The 17123-nt window shown below is 67.0% G+C and carries 16 protein-coding genes; 6 read left to right on the top strand and 10 right to left on the bottom strand.

Going from position 1 to position 17123, the window contains the following annotated elements:
* Window positions 1–135 precede the first annotated feature (135 nt).
* The 3 genes from NKJ34_RS10255 to NKJ34_RS10245 all read left to right on the top strand — a co-directional run bounded on the left by NKJ34_RS10255 (window position 136) and on the right by NKJ34_RS10245 (window position 3334).
* Complete coding sequence (locus NKJ34_RS10255) at window positions 136–600, top strand: DUF6789 family protein (protein ID WP_253738206.1); 465 nt, start codon at window positions 136–138, stop codon at window positions 598–600.
* Between the two features lie 176 nt (window positions 601–776).
* Entirely contained in the window at window positions 777–2516 is a 1740-nt protein-coding gene (locus NKJ34_RS10250) for a cbb3-type cytochrome c oxidase subunit I (protein ID WP_425491815.1), read from the top strand.
* A 116-nt stretch (window positions 2517–2632) separates the two neighbouring features.
* Window positions 2633–3334 (top strand): DUF6517 family protein, encoded by a 702-nt coding sequence (locus NKJ34_RS10245; protein WP_253738204.1) that lies wholly within the window; start codon window positions 2633–2635, stop codon window positions 3332–3334.
* A 113-nt stretch (window positions 3335–3447) separates the two neighbouring features.
* Here NKJ34_RS10245 and aroA read toward each other — a convergent pair whose 3' ends face one another.
* The 3 genes from aroA to NKJ34_RS10230 form a co-directional block, all read right to left on the bottom strand.
* On the bottom strand, window positions 3448–4773 hold the full coding sequence (gene aroA, locus NKJ34_RS10240) for a 3-phosphoshikimate 1-carboxyvinyltransferase (RefSeq protein ID WP_253738203.1): 1326 nt from the start codon (window positions 4771–4773) through the stop codon (window positions 3448–3450).
* A 90-nt stretch (window positions 4774–4863) separates the two neighbouring features.
* Entirely contained in the window at window positions 4864–6417 is a 1554-nt protein-coding gene (locus NKJ34_RS10235; protein WP_253738202.1) for a cell division protein FtsZ, read from the bottom strand.
* A 36-nt stretch (window positions 6418–6453) separates the two neighbouring features.
* Entirely contained in the window at window positions 6454–7626 is a 1173-nt protein-coding gene (locus tag NKJ34_RS10230) for a tubulin/FtsZ family protein (protein WP_253738201.1), read from the bottom strand.
* Window positions 7627–7908: 282 nt separating this feature from the next.
* On the opposite strand from NKJ34_RS10230, the gene NKJ34_RS10225 reads away from it, so the two are divergent.
* From NKJ34_RS10225 to NKJ34_RS10215, 3 genes are all read left to right on the top strand, one after another.
* Window positions 7909–9087, top strand: a complete 1179-nt coding sequence (locus tag NKJ34_RS10225; RefSeq protein ID WP_253738200.1) for a M24 family metallopeptidase — start codon at window positions 7909–7911, stop codon at window positions 9085–9087.
* 68 nt (window positions 9088–9155) lie between these two features.
* The gene (locus tag NKJ34_RS10220) at window positions 9156–9692 is read left to right on the top strand and encodes a hypothetical protein (protein WP_253738199.1); all 537 of its coding nucleotides are present in this window, start codon (window positions 9156–9158) and stop codon (window positions 9690–9692) included.
* A gap of 130 nt (window positions 9693–9822) precedes the next feature.
* Window positions 9823–11364 carry a methyl-accepting chemotaxis protein gene (locus NKJ34_RS10215; RefSeq protein ID WP_253738198.1) on the top strand — a complete coding sequence of 514 codons (1542 nt, stop codon included), beginning with the start codon at window positions 9823–9825 and terminating at the stop codon, window positions 11362–11364.
* 42 nt (window positions 11365–11406) lie between these two features.
* On the opposite strand, the gene NKJ34_RS10210 is transcribed toward NKJ34_RS10215, so the two are convergent.
* The 7 genes from NKJ34_RS10210 to NKJ34_RS10180 all read right to left on the bottom strand — a co-directional run bounded on the left by NKJ34_RS10210 (window position 11407) and on the right by NKJ34_RS10180 (window position 17084).
* Window positions 11407–12060 (bottom strand): DUF7504 family protein, encoded by a 654-nt coding sequence (locus tag NKJ34_RS10210; RefSeq protein WP_253738197.1) that lies wholly within the window; start codon window positions 12058–12060, stop codon window positions 11407–11409.
* Window positions 12057–12950, bottom strand: coding sequence for a GAF domain-containing protein (locus NKJ34_RS10205; protein WP_253738196.1), 894 nt, complete (start codon window positions 12948–12950; stop codon window positions 12057–12059). The genes NKJ34_RS10210 and NKJ34_RS10205 overlap by 4 nt, the downstream gene beginning before the upstream one ends.
* A 101-nt stretch (window positions 12951–13051) precedes the next feature.
* Window positions 13052–14056 (bottom strand): threonine-phosphate decarboxylase, encoded by a 1005-nt coding sequence (locus NKJ34_RS10200; protein ID WP_253738195.1) that lies wholly within the window; start codon window positions 14054–14056, stop codon window positions 13052–13054.
* Between the two features lie 78 nt (window positions 14057–14134).
* On the bottom strand, window positions 14135–14716 hold the full coding sequence (locus tag NKJ34_RS10195) for an NTP transferase domain-containing protein (RefSeq protein WP_253738379.1): 582 nt from the start codon (window positions 14714–14716) through the stop codon (window positions 14135–14137).
* Between the two features lie 17 nt (window positions 14717–14733).
* Entirely contained in the window at window positions 14734–15492 is a 759-nt protein-coding gene (cobS, locus tag NKJ34_RS10190) for an adenosylcobinamide-GDP ribazoletransferase (protein WP_253738194.1), read from the bottom strand.
* Entirely contained in the window at window positions 15485–16408 is a 924-nt protein-coding gene (cbiB, locus tag NKJ34_RS10185) for an adenosylcobinamide-phosphate synthase CbiB (protein ID WP_253738193.1), read from the bottom strand. Before cbiB ends, cobS begins: the two co-directional genes overlap by 8 nt.
* A gap of 31 nt (window positions 16409–16439) precedes the next feature.
* The gene (locus tag NKJ34_RS10180; RefSeq protein WP_253738192.1) at window positions 16440–17084 is read right to left on the bottom strand and encodes an HAD family hydrolase; all 645 of its coding nucleotides are present in this window, start codon (window positions 17082–17084) and stop codon (window positions 16440–16442) included.
* Window positions 17085–17123: the final 39 nt, after the last annotated feature.

Below are 17123 nucleotides of genomic sequence, written 5' to 3'. Positions count from 1 at the left end.
GAGTTAATTGCACTGACTGCGCGGTCGGTGGCGGTCGGAACTGCCACGCACAGTCGACTGTCGTGGTCGACGACTGAAACCGAGTTTTATGCCGACTGCGGCGGTGCTATGGGCCATGACAACTGGTGAGTCGGCGTGAACCGGATCGCCGGGGGGATACTCGGCGGCGCGACCGGTATCTCGGTGATGTCACTGCTGTTTCTGATGTTGGAAGTCGAGACCCGCGAGCAGATCCGGGCCTTCGACGCGGTCGCCCGCTACGTCGGGATGCCCGGTAACACCTTCATCGGCTTCGTGGTCTTCGCGTTCGTCGGAACGGTGATCTGGCCGCTGCTGTTCGTCGCCATCGAGCCCTCGCTACCGTTCGACGACCCGCCCTCAAACGGAATGATCCTCGGAACCGCTCTCTGGATCGCGTTTTTCGTCCTTGGCCGTGGCGACATCTCCGGCCCACTCTTGGCGGTGTTCGCCGGCTTCACCATCGCCGCCCACCTCGCCTACGGCTTCCTGTTGGGGGCGTTTTATCAGCGGTTCGGCGACACTGCCGAGTCGACCGCCGATCGTCCCCGTGAGCAGGGTGTCGACCGGAACGCGCCCTGAGTCCCGCTCGCCGAATCTATCCCGTCGACCGACATTCTTGACAGCACGCAAACACTTCTAACAGTCCCGAGACGGTAGGGGTGTGATATGTGTTCCCAGCACTCCGGGAGTGGTCGATCGTGCGGGTAACTCTCGCCATACTGGCCGTCTTTGCCGTCTGCTTTGTTGGCGCGGCGGTGCTGGTGGCTCGGCGTGCGACCCGCTCGGAGTCGACCGACACACGCCTTCGCCCCGATGGTGGCTTGTCGGCGTATCTGCCGGGGCGAGGGACGGAGTACGAACACAAGCCCGGTGGGATCTTCCGGTGGCTGACGACGGTTGATCACAAGGACATCGGCATCCTCTACATCCTCTTCGGGATCGCCGCCGGGACGTGGGGGGCGACCGACGGGATGATGATGCGGGCCGAACTGTTCACCGCGAACCCGACCATCTGGGACCCCCAGACCTACAACGCCGTCTTCACGATGCACGGGCTGACGATGCTGTTTTTCTTCGTCACGCCCGTTTTCTTCGGCTTCGCCAACTACTTCATCCCGATCCTGCTGGACGCCGAAGATATGGCGTTCCCGCGGATCAACGCCATCGCGTTCTGGTTGATTCCGATGGCCTTTCTGTTGGCACGGGCCGGCCTGCTCACCGAGGTGCTCGGCAAGTTCCTTCTGGCGTTCGGGATCGACATCCCCGTCTTACTGATCCTCGAACCGCCGGCCAGCGGCTGGACGCTCTACGTCCCGCTGTCGACGACGCTCGAAAACCCCCAGATGGACCTGCTGCTGTTGGGCCTCCATCTCAGCGGCCTCGCTACGGTGATGGGGGCGATCAACATCATCGCGACCATCTTCACCATGCGCGGTGAGCGGGTGACGTGGTCGAACCTCGACATCTTCTCGTGGACGATCCTCACCACCAGCGGGATCGTGCTGTTTGCCTTTCCGCTGCTCGGCAGCGCGCTGCTGATGTTGCTGGCCGACCGGAACGTCGGCACCGCCTTCTTCACCGCCGAGGGCGGGCCGGTCCTGTGGCAACACCTGTTTTGGTTCTTCGGTCATCCCGAGGTGTACATCCTCGTGTTGCCGGCGTTCGGGCTCGTGAGCTACATCCTCCCGAAGTTCGCGGGCCGCAGACTGTTCGGCTTCAAGTTCATCGTCTACTCCACGCTGGCGATCGGGGTGCTGTCGTTCGGCGTCTGGGCCCACCACATGTTCGCCACCGGGATCGACCCCCGGCTCCGGGCGGCGTTTATGGCCGTCTCGATCGCTATCGCCATCCCCTCGGCGGTCAAGGTGTTCAACTGGATTACTACCTTGTGGGGTGGCTCGATCCGGCTGACGACGCCGATGATCTTCTCGATCGGCGCGGTCGGCACGTTCATCATCGGCGGCGTCACCGGCGTCTTCCTCGCGTCGATCCCGGTCGACCTCGTGCTCCACGACACCTACTACGTCGTCGGCCACTTCCACTTCATCGTCGTCGGCATCATCACGTTCATGGCGTTTGCGGCGGGCTACTTCTGGTTCCCTCTGTTGACCGGCCGGATGTACAACCGGACGGCCGCGAAGGTCCACGCCTACGTCACCATCGTCGGCGTGTTTACGACGTTTACGCCGCTGCTCGCGCTCGGCTACCTCGGGCTCCCCCGTCGACGGGCGGCCTACCCCGCCGAATTCGAGGTGCTCCAGCAGTTGGCAACCTTCGGCGCGGTCCTTCTCATCGTTGGACTCGGCATCTGGGCGCTGAACCTGTTTCAGTCGTTCCGGATCGGGCCGAAAGTAACGGACGCCGACGTCTGGAACCTCAAGGAGACCGGGCAGTTCACCGCCGAATGGCAGTGGTTCGAGCGACGGCTCGCCGAGAACCGCGAGGACGTCGACTCCGCTGGAGGGGTCGAAAGCGAGACGGATCGTGCGGAGTGACGGCCCAAACCCGCGGCCGGCTGGCGCAGCTCGACGAACCGCTCGAAGCCCACCGGGTACGGTCGACACCGGAGCCACCCGACAGCCACTTACTCGCGGGCGGTCTCTGTCGGCTGATGAATCGGAGATCCCTCCTCGCCGGAGCGGCGGCCGCCGGTACTGTCGGACTGGCGGGCTGTTTGGGCGGACTGCTGGCGACCACGAACAGCGAGTCGACCCCTGCGGGCGTCAGCGAATCGGTACTCGCGGCGACCGACTACGAACTGGCCGGTATCGAACAGCGAACGACCGAGGAGACCGTCGCGTTCGCCGGTCAGTCGGAGACGGTGACCGTCAGCAACTACCTGACGACCTACGAGCGACGGGTCGGTATCGAAGGGGTCGCCGAGACCACGACCGCGAGGTTTGCGGTGTTTTCGACGCCGAAGCTCGCCGTGTTCGGCCGGCCGCTGAACCCGGTCGCCGAGCAGTCGACGCGGGAGCTCGTCGGGCTCGTAGAGGCAGCGGACGACTCGATCGACGACCCGGAACACGATGCCGACGAGACCGTGACCGTCCTCGATCAACAGGCCACAAAATCCAGATTTGCCGCCACGACGGACGTCGGGGGGTTCCCGATCGAGTTGGACGTCCACGTCACCGAAGCCGTCGAGCGCGGCGACGATTTCGTGGTGACGTTTGCCGTCTATCCACGCTCGTTCCGGGAGATCGAAGCCGACAACGTGACCGCCCTCGCCGAGTCAGTCTCCGTCGAGCCGCCGACAACCAACGAGTCAGCCACCGACGACCCGGCCAACGAGTCGACGACCGACCAGTAGTCGCCCTCCGTCGACCGGTAGGCGGCGCAGACCGAGCCGTAGTCAGTGAATACTAATCGGTAGTCAGTAACTAACCGGCCGGCAACCCGGGCCGGTCGCCGGCGATCCGGGCGTCAGTCGGTTCGGTCGACCCTCCCCCCGAGGTCGTCGAGGACGTCGAAGAAGGTGGGGAACGAGACGTCGACGTGGTCGGCTCCCCGAACCGTGGTCGTCCCCTCGGCGACGAGTCCGGCGACTGCCAGCGACATGATGATCCGGTGGTCGTGGTAGCCGTCGACGGTTGCTCCCGAGAGCGTCGAGTCGCTGCCGTGGATGGTCAAGGTGTCGTGTTCTTCGGTGACCGAGACACCCAGTTTTGCCAGTTCGGTGGCCATCGCGCTCACCCGGTCGGTCTCCTTGTACCGGACGTGTTCGCAGTTCTCGATGACGGTGTCTCCCGCGGCGACCGCGCCCAACACGGCGATCGTCGGCAGGAGGTCCGGGGTGTCGCCGACGTCGACTGTGGTCCCAGTGAGGTCGGAGCGGGCGACGGTGATCTCGCCTGCGTCGCGGTCCCACGCGATGTCGGCGTCCATCGCTTCGAGAACCCCGACGATCGCGCTGTCGCCTTGGGCGCTCGGTTGGGCTCCCTCGACGACGACCGACTCGTCGGCGGCGATTGCGCCCGCCGCCAGCAGGTAGGACATCGACGAGAAGTCGCCGGGGACGTGGTACTCGCCGTCCGTCGGCGCATACGACTGGCCACCGTCGACGACGAACCCCTCCGCACCGGCCGACCGAACGCCGCCCTCGCCTGTCGCGCCGACCGGTTCGGCGGCGACGCCGAAGTCCTCGAGGACTTCGAGGGTGATGTCGACGTAGGGGGCGCTTTTGAGGTCGGTCGTCAGATTCAGTTCGATCCCCCCATCCGTAACCGCGCCGGCCATCAACAGCGCCGAGATGTACTGCGAGGAGACGTCGCCGGGGATGTCGACCGTGCCGCCCGCCAGCGGCCCCTCGATTACGAGCGGGGCCTGTCCGTTGCCGCGGGTGCTCTCGGCGCGGACGCCGAGCGCATCGAGGGCCTCCAGCAGCGGCCCCTGCGGACGGGAGCGCAGCGAGTCGTCGCCGGTCAGCACCGTCGACCCGTCGGCGAGCGCGGCCGCGGCGGTCACCAACCGCATCGTCGTCCCGCTGTTGGCGCAGTCGATCACGTCGCCGGGGACCTCGGGCCGGCCATCGAACCCCGTGATTTCGAGATGGTCCTCGTGGCGGTCGACCGTCCCGCCGAAGGCCCCGACCGCGCGCATCGTCGCCCGCGGGTCGGCGCTGTCGAGCGGATCGAAGACGCTCGCGCCGTCGCTGTACCCCGCCGCGAGGATCGCCCGGTGGGTGTAGCTCTTCGATGGTGGTGCTCGGGTCGTGCCACCGACCGTCGACGTCGAGATGTGTGCGTCCATACCTCGTCGTCCCGGTCGAAGGCTATCAGAATACCGGAGTCGGCTCGGTCGGCAAGCCCTCTCCAACGGAGGTATATGAGTATACGCCGACTAATTAAACGGATCCTTGACGGTGTAGTCGTCGGACTCCTCGTCGGTCGAGGACTCCGGATCCTCGTCTTCGAACTGGAAACCGTGTTCGCCGTCCTCGTCCGCTTCCTCGCCGGTTTCCTGCCCGTCTTCTTTGTCGCTGGCTGCCTGCTCGTCGACCGCCTGATCGTCGGTCGCTTCGTCGTCGGCTTCCGGTTTGTCCGCCTGCCCGTCGACCGTCCGATCCGGTGTTGGTTCCCCGTCGGTCTCCCGTTCGTCGCCCATCTCGGGCTCCGCGGCAGGTGGTTGTTCGGCGGTCGACGCGTCGGTAGTCGCCGCTTTACTGTTCGGTTCCGCGGCCGCCGACTGCTCGGTGGCCGGTGTCTCGTCGGTCGATCCCTCGTCGACCGCCTGCTCGCGCTCGAAGTCGACGGCCCGTTCTTGGAGCGCCTCGATCCGTGGGACCTCCGTGACGTTCGACAGCAGGACCGTCGCGGTGATCGACTCGGCGTCGTCCAACGGCTCGTCGCCGGCCAGAATCTCGACGGTCCCCGTCTCGTCTTCCAAGAGTTTCCGGCCGGTCTCGAACCCCTTCCGGGAGAGCTCCCGCGGTGGCCCCGAGAGGACCAACAGCACCCGGTCGGCCGTCGAGACGTCACACGGCAGGGTGAGCCGCGATTCGAGTGCGCGTTTGACGAGCTGTTTGATCCCCATCGCGTCAGTCTGAGGCTCGGGCTCCGGCACGTCGAATCCGAGCAGCCGGCGGAACCGGTCGAACCATCCCTCGGACTCGACGTCGAGTTCGGTCCGTGCGTGGCCGATTGTGGCGAGCCCACCGACCTCGAGGGTCCGGCCGATGTCGTTGGGGTCCATCCGGAGCTCCGACAGCGGCGGCCCCTCACGCTCGCCGACCGCGAACAGCGAGACGACCCGCTCGGCGACCGCCTCGTTGACCGCCGCGAACGGCTCGGTCGCATCGTCGTCCTCCCCGTCTTCGACCGGCGCAGCGCTGGCATCGGCGTCCCACGCCTCGTTGTCGACGGGGAGGACGGCGTCGGCCAGCGGGACGACCGTCCGGATCGCGCGGGCGGCGGTCCACGCCCGGCGGTCGGACTCGTCGCTCGCGGGCAGCACGCCCAGCACGTACACCGGGATCTCGTAGATAGACTTGAGTTCTTCGAGGAGAACGCTCCCGAGGCCGGCCCCGGTGCCGCCGCCGAGGCCCGCGACGACCAGCGCTGCGTCGACTTCGGTGTCGTCGACCGTATCGAGCGCCCGACGGATCTCCGGGAGATCGTCGCGGGCGGCCTCGACGCCGAGATGAAGATCTCCCCCGACCCCTTCCCGACGGTCGGCTCCCGCGTCTTCGGGGGCGACGACGTCGGGATGGGTGTCGCCGATAACGACCATCTGCTCGTCCTCCAACTGATCGGCTGCCGCGAACGCCGACGGCGTGGTGTTGAACGCGATGGCGTTGCCGGCGGTGAGCGACCCGTCGAGCGCCGATTCGGCCGCAAGCAGCCGATCGACCAGTCGGGTGCCCGCGTTGCCGACGCCGAACAGCGCGAGCTTCATCGGTCGGCCCCACGCCGCGGCGACTGGTGGACGCGCCTACACGATGGGGTCGAGCTCATTGTCATCGTCGGTGATCAGCGAGTTGATCTCCTCTTCGCGGACGGCATCGAGTTCCTGGATCTTGTTCTGTGCGTCGACCGCCTGATTCTGGATCTCCTTGATCCGCGGCGTCTCGGTGACGTTCGAGAGCAACACCACTGCGGCGAGGGTGTCGGAGTCCTCGCGGGGGTCGTCGCCCGCCAGCACCTCGACGGTGTCGGCCTCCTTTTCGAGCCACTCACGGGAGGCCTCGATCCCCTTCCGGGAGATCATCGAGGAGGGGCCGGCGAAGACGATCAGCGCGCGGTCCGCGCTCGATACCTCACACGGTATTGTTAGTCGGGAGTTAACCGCCCGGCGGACCAGTCCCTTGATTTTGGCAGCGTCCATCGAGTTGATCTCTTCGTCCTTGTCGGGGCTCTTGTACTTCGAGAGCAGCCCCTCGGGTTTGTCGAGATCACTGGATGCGTAGCCGATCGAGGAGACGCCGCCGGTATCGAGGGTCCGCATGATGTCGCTGGAGTCCATCGCGTTCTCCCCGACGTCGCTGTCGTCGACCTCGCCCGCCGCTAACAGCGTGACGATCCGGGTGGCGAGCTCTCTGTTCATCTGTTCGTAGCCTTCCTCGACGGTCTGGCCGCGGGAGCGCCAGGCGTCGTTGTCGAAGGCGATGAAGTTGTCGACCTTCGTGACGAACGATTGGAGGGAACGAGCCGCATTCAGCGCCGGGCGGCCGCCCTCGTACTCGCCCGGCAGAACGCCCAGCCCGTAGACGGGCTCGTCGTACATCTTCTGGAGTTCGTCGATCACCACGGGTCCAGCCCCGCTGCCGGTGCCGCCGCCGAGCCCGGCGGCGACGAGGATGGCGTCGACCTCGTGGATCTCGACGTCGTCGAACACCCGGCGGATCTCGTCGATGTCGTTTTTGGCGACCTCCGCGCCGACCTCGCCGTCGCCGCCGACGCCGTGGCCCTTGGCCTTCTGGTGGGTGTCGCCGATCAGCACCCGGCGGTCCTCGGGGACGTACTCCGGTTTGGCGAGGTCCGTCCGGGCGGTGTTGATGACGAGGACGTGTCGACAGAGGTCCCGTCCCGTCTCCTGTTCGAATTCGAGCATCCGGTCGATGAGCTTGCTGCCGGCGTTGCCGACGCCGATAGTTGCGAGTTTCATATCAGTTGCCTCCGATTGGCGTGAGTCGGGTGCCACGACTGATATATGTCTCGCCGATACGCGGCCCGCCGAGCAAACGAGTTACGAGCATTCGTCTGTCGGATTCGTTTGGCAGCCACACATATTAACGTACGTCAGACACTGAATCTCCGAAGAACCAGTCAGTTCCCGTGTGCTGTATTCCGAACCGACACCACATGCGGCCGGCAACCGGTGGGTGGCGGTCCGGGGACGGTCGACCTGGAGGACGAACTACTTGTGTTCCGGCCGACAAGGGGGTGTATGGAACCGGATCTCTCGCGGCTCGATGCCCACCTCGCGGAGCTCGGCGTCGACGCCTATCTCATCAACGCCGACAGCACCGACTCGAACCAGCGGTATCTCTCGCGGTTCGGCGCTCCCGACCCGTTCCTGACGTGTTACACGCCCGACGAGCTCTCCGTGCTCGTCTCGGGGTTGGAATACGGGCGGGCGAAAACCGAGAGCCGGGCCGACCGCGTTCGCCGCCCGGTAGCCTATGACAAACGGGAGTTAGTCGACGCCTACGGGCCGCGAGAGGCCGATCACCGCGTCGCGGCCCGGTTTCTGTCCGACTGCGGGGTCGAGTCGGTCGCGGTCCCCGAGGGGTTTCCCGTAGGGGCCGCCGACGGCCTCCGCGAGCAGGGGATCGAGGTCGTCGTCGACGCCGACGACGTGTTGGTCGACATCCGGGCAGTGAAGACCCCGGCCGAACTCGACCACGTCCGGACGGCCCAGCGGGCCAACGAGGCCGCGATGGCCGCCGCCGAGGCACTGCTCGAACGGGCCGCCGTCGACGCCGAGGGACGGCTGGTCGTCGACAGCGAGGTCCTGACCAGCGAGCGCCTCAAGACCGCCATCGAGACCACCCTGCTCGAAGCGGGCTGTGGGCTCGACGAGACTATCGTCGCCTGTGGCGCGCAGGCCGCCGATCCCCACGACCGCGGCAGCGGACCGCTGTATGCCGACGAACCGATCATCGTCGACATCTTCCCGCAGGACAAAGCCACGAAGTACCACGCCGATATGACCCGGACGTTCTGTGTGGGCGAGCCGAGCGAGACGCTCGCCGAGTGGTACGCACTCACCGAGCGGGCGCTCGCGGCGGCGCTCGATGCGGTCGAACCCGGTGCGACCGGTGCGGACGTCCACGCCGCCGCCTGTGAGGTCTACGAGGACGCCGGCCTGCCGACGCTGCGGGCCGACCCCTCGACCGAGGTCGGCTACATCCACAGCACCGGTCACGGCGTCGGCCTCGACGTCCACGAGCGACCCCGCCTGAGCGTCGACGGCGGCGATCTGGTGGCCGGACAGGTGATCACCGTCGAGCCGGGGTTGTACGACCCCGACGTCGGCGGCGTCCGGATCGAGGACATCGTGATCGTCACCGACGACGGCTACGAGAACCTCTCCGAGTATCCGATCGAGTTAGTCGTCGACTAACCCGGCGTCTACCCTTCCGCGGCCGCCGAATCGGGAAGGTTTTCGGTGCTGTCGTGTCACCCGCCGATATGGCAGGGATCGACGAGCCACTCATTTCGGAGTATCTGGAGTCGTACGCCGAGACGCAGGGCGTCCTCCCGGATCGGATCGCCGCGTTCGGCCGGCAGTACCGCCAGCAGGGGTATCTCACGCGCGAGCAACTGTACGAGATCGCCTACGAGTCGTCGACCCGGAGTGCCTACCACGTCGACCGCAACCCCGAAGCCCGCTGTGAGGAGGTCACCGCCAACGTCCGGCGCGTCGACGGCGACTTCTCGAAGATCCACCTCATTGCTGGCCTGCGCGGCTTCAAGGCCCCGACGGCCTCCTGTGTGCTGACCGCGCTCGATCCCTCGCGGCACGCGATCGTCGACACCCGCGTCTGGGCGAGTCTCGAACGGTTCGACTACGTCGAAGGCCGCAAGGAGTCGTTCGACGCCGCCGACTACGTGACGATGATCGAGCCGATCCGCGAGATCGCAAGCGACACCGGCTACTCGCCCGAGGACGTCGGCTACGCCCTCTTCGCCTACGACGTCGACCACCGCGAGGGGACGCTCCACTGATCGCCTCCGTGGACCGTTCGACCCGAACTGTCACTCTCACAAACCTATAAAATAGTCCCCGGAGATCGAAAATACAACATCTGATAATAGTACGGAAACCAATAACAGGCTGTCTCGCCTATTTCTGGATATGCCACAGGGCAACCCCGAGGGAACCCGGCGCACACAGTCGGCGTCCGACGACACGCTCGGCGGTCGGGAGTCGACCGACGAAGACATCGACATCTCGACGGACGCGCTGTTGGATACCCTCCCACAGCCGGCCTTTATGATCGACACCCAGCATCGGATCATCGGCTGGAACCGGGAGATGGAGGTGCTGACGGGCATCGACCGGAAGTCGGTGCTGGGCGACGACGACACGGCGCGGTTCTTCCGGGACGAGCGAACCCGAACGCTGGCCAACGCCGTCGTCGACAACCCCGACCGGGCAGACGAGACGTTCGGCGCCGAGCGGTCGGGCCGCGACCAGCGGGCCTACGAGGTCGAACAGGAACTCGACAACGCCGACGGCGAGACGCTGTACGTCCACTCGGTTGCGACGCCGATCACTCAGGCCGGGGAACTGCAGGGCGTCATCCAACTCATTCAGGACAACACCGAGGTCATCCGTCGCCGGGAGGCGATGGCCGGGCTGGTCGAGGAGGTCGCCGACACCGCCCAATCGATCGAAGACGGCAACCTCGGGGCCCGTGTCGACTACACCGACGGCCGCGATCTCCTCGACGCCGAGGTCCTCGAAATCTCGGATGCGATCAACGGCGTCGCCGACTCGACCCAGACGATGATTCAGGGGCTCGTCGACCAGATCGAGGAGCTGTCGACGGCGGCCGACCAGATCGCTACCGAAGCCGTCGAGATCGACGAGGAAGTCACCGATCAAAACCGGTCGCTCCGGGAGGTCAGCGACGAGATGCAGAACCTGAGTGCGACCATGGAGGAGGTTGCGGCCACCTCGGATCAGGTCGACGCGGCGGCCCACCGTGCCGAGCAGGCCGCTGAGGAGGGCGCACAGGCCGGCGAGAGCGCCCAAGAACAGATGACTGAGGTCGTCGAATCGACCGAGGAACTCGTCGCAACGGTCGAACAGTTGGAGGGGCGGATGGACGCGATCAACGAGGTCGTCGAGGTGATCGCGGATATCGCCGACCAGACCAACATCCTCGCGCTCAACGCCAACATTGAGGCCGCCCGGGCCGGCGAGGAGGGCGCGGGGTTCGCCGTGGTCGCCGACGAGGTGAAAAGCCTCGCCGAGGAGACCAAGGAGAACGCCGACGAGATCTCCGAGCTGATCGGCGAGATCCAGGCCCGGACCCGCGAGACCGCCGACGTCTCGGAGACCACGAACAAGCGGGTCCGCAGCGCCAACGAGGAGATCTCGGGCGTCTTGGAGTCGCTGTCGGACATCGTTGCGGCCTCCCAGGAGGCCGCCCACGGGATCTCGGAGGTCGCCGACACCAACGACGACCAGGCCGCCTCGCTCGAAGAGATCACTGCCACTGCCGAGGCGGTCGCCAAACAGGCCGAGGAGATTGAGGCCGGGATCGGCGAGATCACCGACGGCGCAGCCGAACAGCGGGACGCCATCGACGACATGGTCGACTACCTCAACGAGTTGGCCAATCTCGGCGGCGACCGCTCGGCGGCGGCCGGACGAACCACCCGTCGCTGACCGACGGGGACGAACCGAGATCCAAAAAACCGGGAGAGCCGACTACAGCGAGACGTCGACGCGCCCTTCGTTGCCGTCGATACCGGAGATTTCGAGGGTTGCCTCGTTGCGGCCGGTCGTTTCGATGTCGATTCTAGCAGTGAAGGAGGTCTCCATCCCCGAGATCATGCTGTCGACGTTGGTGCCCATCTCGGCGCTCCGGTCGATGGCGACGACGCCGATCCCCTCGCCGCGGCGGAGTTCGGTCAGGAAGTTCGAGTTGAGAAACCGGAACACGGACCGGGTGTCCTCGACCTCGCCCGCGATGGTCGAACAGAGGAAGATCCCCGACCGGAACCGGTCGGTCGACTGTTGGGCCGTCGCCACCAGCGTCGAGAACTGCATCCCGACCTGTGTGAGATCGGCGATGTCGTCGACGCTCGTGACGTCGTCGCCGCGGGCGGGACCCTCGGCGGTCAGGATCGAGGCCCGCGAGCCGGCGTCGCTGCGGGCGTCGTTGAGCAGGCGCTGGATCGACCGGCCGCCGGCGTTGGTCGCCAACACGATGCTGCGCTCGTCGTCGTCGGCCGCGACCAACCGGGCGAACACCGTCTTCAGCGCCGCGGTGTCGTCGCCGGTCAGCAGGATCGAACTGCCGGAGTCGATACCGTCGATCGGCAGGTCGGCCGCACTGAACCGCTCGGAGTGGACGCTCATTGGCTCACCTCCATGCCACGGGCCTCACGCACCGACTGTCTGAGTTCGAGGATCTCCATGGCCGTCTCGGCGAACTGTTCGAGCCGGTGTTTCTCCTCGGCAGTGTAGGTCTTGGCCTCGTGGTCGAGCGCACAGACCTGTCCGATGACGTGGCCGTCGGAGCTGGTCATGTTCGCGCCCGCATACGAGACGATGCCGAGGTTCTCCAACTGCTCGTTTTTGTTGAACCGCTTGTCGTCGGCGATGTCCTCGACGACCATCACGTCCTCCTGCAGCATGCTGTGGGTACAGATCGTGTCCTCGCGGGTCAGGCTGTCCCAGTCGGCGCCGGTACAGGCCAGGAAGTTCTCCTGGTCCTCCTCGATGAGGCCGATGAAGGCGACCGCGATATCGAAATGAGCAGCGATGAGGTCGGTGAGCCGGTCGAAGCTCTCCTCGATCGGTAGCTCCTCGATGTCGTAGCTATCGAGGGCTTTGAGCCGTTCGTCCTCGTCGTCGGGCGTGAGAAAGCCGACTTGGGCGCTATGGTCGATCACGTCGTTGACGATGAAGCCGAGCCGATCGGCGGCATCCGGCAACTCCCGGTTGAGGTACTCGACGACCAGTTCCTTGAACGAACTCGTGTCGATCTCGCCCGGCGAAACGTCGGTAAACAGCACTACAGGCGTCTGTGGACTCCGTTTCCTGACGGCCTCGATTACCTCCATCCCGCTGCCGTCGTCGAGTTCGTACGCAGTAACGACCCCGACGACAGGTTCGTCGTCGATCGCATCGATGGCCCCGCTCACCGACGTCGCCTCGATTGCAGTGAGATCTTCCTCCGCATCTATCGTAGCCGCGACATCCGAAACCCGGGCTTCGGTGTCGACACATAAGACAGTCCGTGTCATCACTACAGCTATGGCTGGTGTGAGTATAAAATCGAGTGATAAATTATCATAGTTGAGTTTACGCGGGACGATGGTATATAATAGGTACCTAACCCTGTCGGTTAGCAACCGAGCGCCTCGACCAGCTTTTCGTTTTCGTGGCGGCGCTTGACTGCGACACGGACGTGGGAGTCGAGTCCGTGGAAGGTCGTCGCATCGCGGATGGCGACCCCGTTCGAGCGGGCCTCCTCGACGACCTCGCCGGCCGGGCGGTCGGCCTCCAACAGGAGGAAGGGGGCCTCCGAGGGGACGACCTCGAAGCGGTCGGACAGCCGGTCGGCCAGCCACTCGCGCTCACGGTCGACACGCAGACGGGTCGCCTCGACGAAGTCGGTTGCGCCCAGACAGTGTGCGCCGACCGCCGCCGCGGGCGTGCTCAGCCCCCACGCCGGCCGGGCGACGTCGAGTCGCTCGCGGAGCCGTCCGGTCGCCACCAGAAAGCCGGCCCGGAGCCCCGGCAGTCCGAAGATCTTGGTCAGCGAGCGGGCGACGACCACGCCCTCGGTGCCGGCCAGCGAGGGGTCGTCGACGAAATCCAGAAAGGCCTCGTCGACCAGCAGCGTCGTCCCGGCGTCCCGACACCGGGCGGCCAGCTTCTGCAGCCCGGCCGGACAGTAGGCGGTGCCGGTGGGATTGTTCGGGTTGCAGACGATCACCAGTTCGTGGTCGGCGGGATCGACCGAGGTGATCTCGTCATAGTCGACGAAGGCGGGCTCGCCGCCCTGTAGGCGGACCTCCTTGGCGTACTCGCCGAAGCTCGGGGCCGGAACCGCGACGCTGTCGCCGGGGTCGACCAGCACCGAAAACACCAGCCGCATCCCCGCCAGTCCGCCGGCGGTGGGGATGACCTGTCCGCCCTCGACACCGACGTACTCGGCGGCGGCCGCGCGGAACTCACAGTAGTCGTCGGCGGGATACCGGCGGGCGGCCGAGAACGCCGACTCGTAGACCGACACCGTTCCCGGCGGCGAGATCGGGTTGGTGTTGGCACTGAAATCCAGACGACGAGGGTCGGCGGCTCCCCCGTGGGGCACCCGGTCGAGTTCGTCGAGTATACGGGGATCCATAGTCGACCGATAGAGAACACCATTATAAATTATTGTTTAATAACCAGCGAAAGCTGCCGTTTCTAAAGTCCGGTCCGGTTATTCGGAAACCGAGTAGTACGATTCTCGAATTATCTTTTCGGCCAACCGAAGATCGGCCGGTCGGTTGACGTTGACCGCCAGCGGTTCTGCCTCGACGACGAGCCGCCGATCGGCTCCCTCGCCGACGACGTTCAGCCCCGTCGGCACCACCGACCGGCCTTCGTGGTCGACGGTCGTCTCGGCGCTGGCTCCCACCGATTCGGCGACCGACAGCGGCACACAGACCGCGACCGAGCCGCCGTCGGCCGCCGCGAGCGCGCGGTCGACGTGGGCGGCCTCCAGAAACGGCAGGTCGGCGCTGACGGTGACCGCCGGCGTCCCGACCACATCGAGGGCGGCGGTGAGATCGTCGACGTACCCTTCGCCGGGCGTTTCGACGACGGTGACGTCTGCGGCCTCGGCCAGCCGGGCGGCCGTCTCGGGGACCTGCGGCGAGACCGCGGCGTAGATGTCGCTGACACTGCTCGCCCGGAGCGCTGCCCGGACGCGGTCGACCATCGGCCGGCCGCCGATCTCGACGAGCGGCTTTTCGGTCTCGCCGACCGCCGGCCGGAGCCGGCTCCCCCGGCCGCCGCACATCACCAGCGCGTGGGGACTCACAGCAGGATCCACAGCGACACCCCCAGATGGAGCCCGACCGCGCGGGCGAGTTCGTTCGTCGCGCCGATCACGTCGCCCGACACCCCGCCCAGCGCCCGGTATCCCCACGTCAGGGTCACCGCGCCGATCAGCGGGCCGGCCGCGAGCGCGCCCAGCAGTGCGATCGTCGACCCCTGGGGGGCCAGCAGGATCGCCGGCGCGGCGACGACGACCGCCGGCCCGTAGGCCGCCCGGTCGGCCCGGTCGACCAACTGCGAACCGAGCCCCTCGTGGGCCGGCCGGCCGTAGCAGATCACCAGCACCATCCCGAGTTTCGCGCCGACCTCGGCGGCGACCACCAGCCGGAAGGCGGTCATCGCGTCGGTGCCCGCGAAGCCGAGTGCACCCAGTGTCAACACGACCAGCGTCACCGCCAACAGGAGCATGCCGCCGACACCGGTCGCGGAGTCCTTCAGGACCTCGCGGCGGCGCTCGGGGTCGCCGTGGACACCGATGGCGTCTCCCACGTCGGCCAGCCCGTCGGCGTGGGTGATCCCCGAGAGGCCGAACAGGACGACGAGATACGCCGCGACGACCGTCGTCGGCTGGACCGGCAGGAAGAACGCCGCGCCGGCGGCCGCGCCGACGAGATAGCCGACCAGCGGGATAGTGTAGGGGTGGCTCCGGAACGCCGCCCACTCGGCCTCGCCGCCGCCGACCGGCAGCCGCGTCAGGAAGGCGATTGCGCCGCGAACCGCTCGAAGGGGGTTATGCAAACAGGACCACCGCCCAGCCGCCCAGCGCCAGTAGGCCGGCGCGGTCGACGATCCCGATGCCGCGGTGGGCATCCCGAGCGGTCGGGAGGTCGGCCATCGAATTGAGCGTGTAGGTGCCCGGTTTTTCGAGCCGGACGCCGACTGCCGCTGCCAGCGCCGCCATCGGCCATCCGGAGTTAGGGGAGTCGGGCACTCGGGCCCAGCGTCGACCGGTGAAGAGGGGATCGGGACTCCCCGCGGCGGCCGCGATCAGCAGGGCAGTCAACCGTGCGGGGAGCCACATCACCAGATCGTCGAGTCGGGCGCTGGCCCACCCCACCGGCTTCGACCGGTAGCCGACCATCGAGTCCATCGTGTTGACCGCTTTCACCCACGCCGCTGCGGCGGCCGCGATCGGAAGCGTCGGCCAGCCGGCCAACGGAGCCGCCAGTGCCGCCAGCCCGAACGCCGACAGGGGGGCGATCAGCCCGTCGGCGAGGTTCTCGGCGGCGCTCTCGACGGCTGCACTGCGTATCAGCTCGGGCGATAGCTCGCTGGCCTCCCGGCCCGCCAGTGCTCGCAGTTCCTCGCGGGCGCGTGGGAGGTCGGTTTCGGCGCGGTCGACCACCTCGCGGGCGGTCGCGGTCAGCAGCCGGAGGCTGGTCGACGAAAACAGGACCCCGACGGCCACGGCGGCCGCCGGGATCGGTCCGAGGCGGCCGGCGGCGGCGACCGTCCCGCCGGCGACCGTCGCCGCCACCAGCGGGAAGCCCAGCGCTGCCAGCCCGCCGACCAACCGGGGGGTTCCCCACGCTCGGTCGACGAGGGCGACGAGCCGGCCGAACCACGCGACCGGATGGAACCGGGCGTGTGGCTCGCCGACCAGCCGGTCGAGGATGCCGACCGCCACCACGACCGCCGCGAGGGTCACCGACATACGCGGCTCCTCGTGTGCTCGGCCACGTCCGTCATCGTGTCGGACACACCTCGTCGAGCCGGTCGGGGAGCCGTGACAGCGGCGTGTCGGCCACGTCGACGAACGTCCCACCGCAGTCCTCGATGCCGCCGTCGACCGCGGGGCTGTCGCCGACGTAGACGAGTCGGTCGACCGGGACGCCGAGTTTGCGGGTGACCGTCTCAAAGGCCCGCTGGTCGGGTTTCCGCCAACCACAGCCGACACTGGAGACGACCGCATCGAACTCATCACGGGATACGTCTGATCGGATCAGCGTCCGGCCGACCAGTTCGGGGACCGAACAGTTCGACAGCAGCCCGACGGGACCGTACTCGCGGGCGGCTTCGAGGACTTCGACTGCGCCCGGCCGGGTGTCGACCGTCGGATCGAACGCCGAGACGACGGCTCGACGTGGTGCGTTGTTCGGCGCGTCGACGCCCCGGCTCCGGAGGGCGGCGCTGACGTGGGCCGGCAGCGGCACCTCCGCGCCCTCCGGGGCGTCGATGTGGGGCTCGCCGTAGGCCGTCGCCCAGTCGTCGGGAACCACAACCCCGCGGTCGGCCAGCGCGTCGGCGACCGCGCTGGCGGGGTCGTCCGGTCGCTCGGCGTCGACAAGCGTGCCGAACAGATCGAAACAGATGGCGGCGTCGGAACTCACTGTGAATAACTACGGTACGGCGGGCTTGAAAACACCGAT

Source organism: Halohasta salina (assembly GCF_024178165.1).
In the GTDB taxonomy this organism is placed as follows: domain Archaea; phylum Halobacteriota; class Halobacteria; order Halobacteriales; family Haloferacaceae; genus Halohasta; species Halohasta salina.
Note: the sequence above shows the minus strand (reverse complement) of the source record. Positions and strands in the feature narration are given on the sequence as shown.

What these genes read in the sequence shown, in the direction of transcription:
- NKJ34_RS10230 (WP_253738201.1), bottom strand. Translation starts at nt 7,626, where the DNA reads ATGAAACTCGCAACTATCGGCGTCGGCAACGCCGGCAGCAAGCTCATC.
- NKJ34_RS10210 (WP_253738197.1), bottom strand. Translation starts at nt 12,060, where the DNA reads ATGAGCGTCCACTCCGAGCGGTTCAGTGCGGCCGACCTGCCGATCGAC.
- NKJ34_RS10220 (WP_253738199.1), top strand. Translation starts at nt 9,156, where the DNA reads ATGGCAGGGATCGACGAGCCACTCATTTCGGAGTATCTGGAGTCGTAC.
- aroA (WP_253738203.1), bottom strand. Translation starts at nt 4,773, where the DNA reads ATGGACGCACACATCTCGACGTCGACGGTCGGTGGCACGACCCGAGCA.
- NKJ34_RS10200 (WP_253738195.1), bottom strand. Translation starts at nt 14,056, where the DNA reads ATGGATCCCCGTATACTCGACGAACTCGACCGGGTGCCCCACGGGGGA.
- NKJ34_RS10235 (WP_253738202.1), bottom strand. Translation starts at nt 6,417, where the DNA reads ATGAAGCTCGCGCTGTTCGGCGTCGGCAACGCGGGCACCCGACTGGTC.
- NKJ34_RS10205 (WP_253738196.1), bottom strand. Translation starts at nt 12,950, where the DNA reads ATGACACGGACTGTCTTATGTGTCGACACCGAAGCCCGGGTTTCGGAT.
- NKJ34_RS10245 (WP_253738204.1), top strand. Translation starts at nt 2,633, where the DNA reads ATGAATCGGAGATCCCTCCTCGCCGGAGCGGCGGCCGCCGGTACTGTC.
- NKJ34_RS10225 (WP_253738200.1), top strand. Translation starts at nt 7,909, where the DNA reads ATGGAACCGGATCTCTCGCGGCTCGATGCCCACCTCGCGGAGCTCGGC.
- NKJ34_RS10195 (WP_253738379.1), bottom strand. Translation starts at nt 14,716, where the DNA reads ATGTGCGGCGGCCGGGGGAGCCGGCTCCGGCCGGCGGTCGGCGAGACC.
- cbiB (WP_253738193.1), bottom strand. Translation starts at nt 16,408, where the DNA reads ATGTCGGTGACCCTCGCGGCGGTCGTGGTGGCGGTCGGCATCCTCGAC.
- NKJ34_RS10215 (WP_253738198.1), top strand. Translation starts at nt 9,823, where the DNA reads ATGCCACAGGGCAACCCCGAGGGAACCCGGCGCACACAGTCGGCGTCC.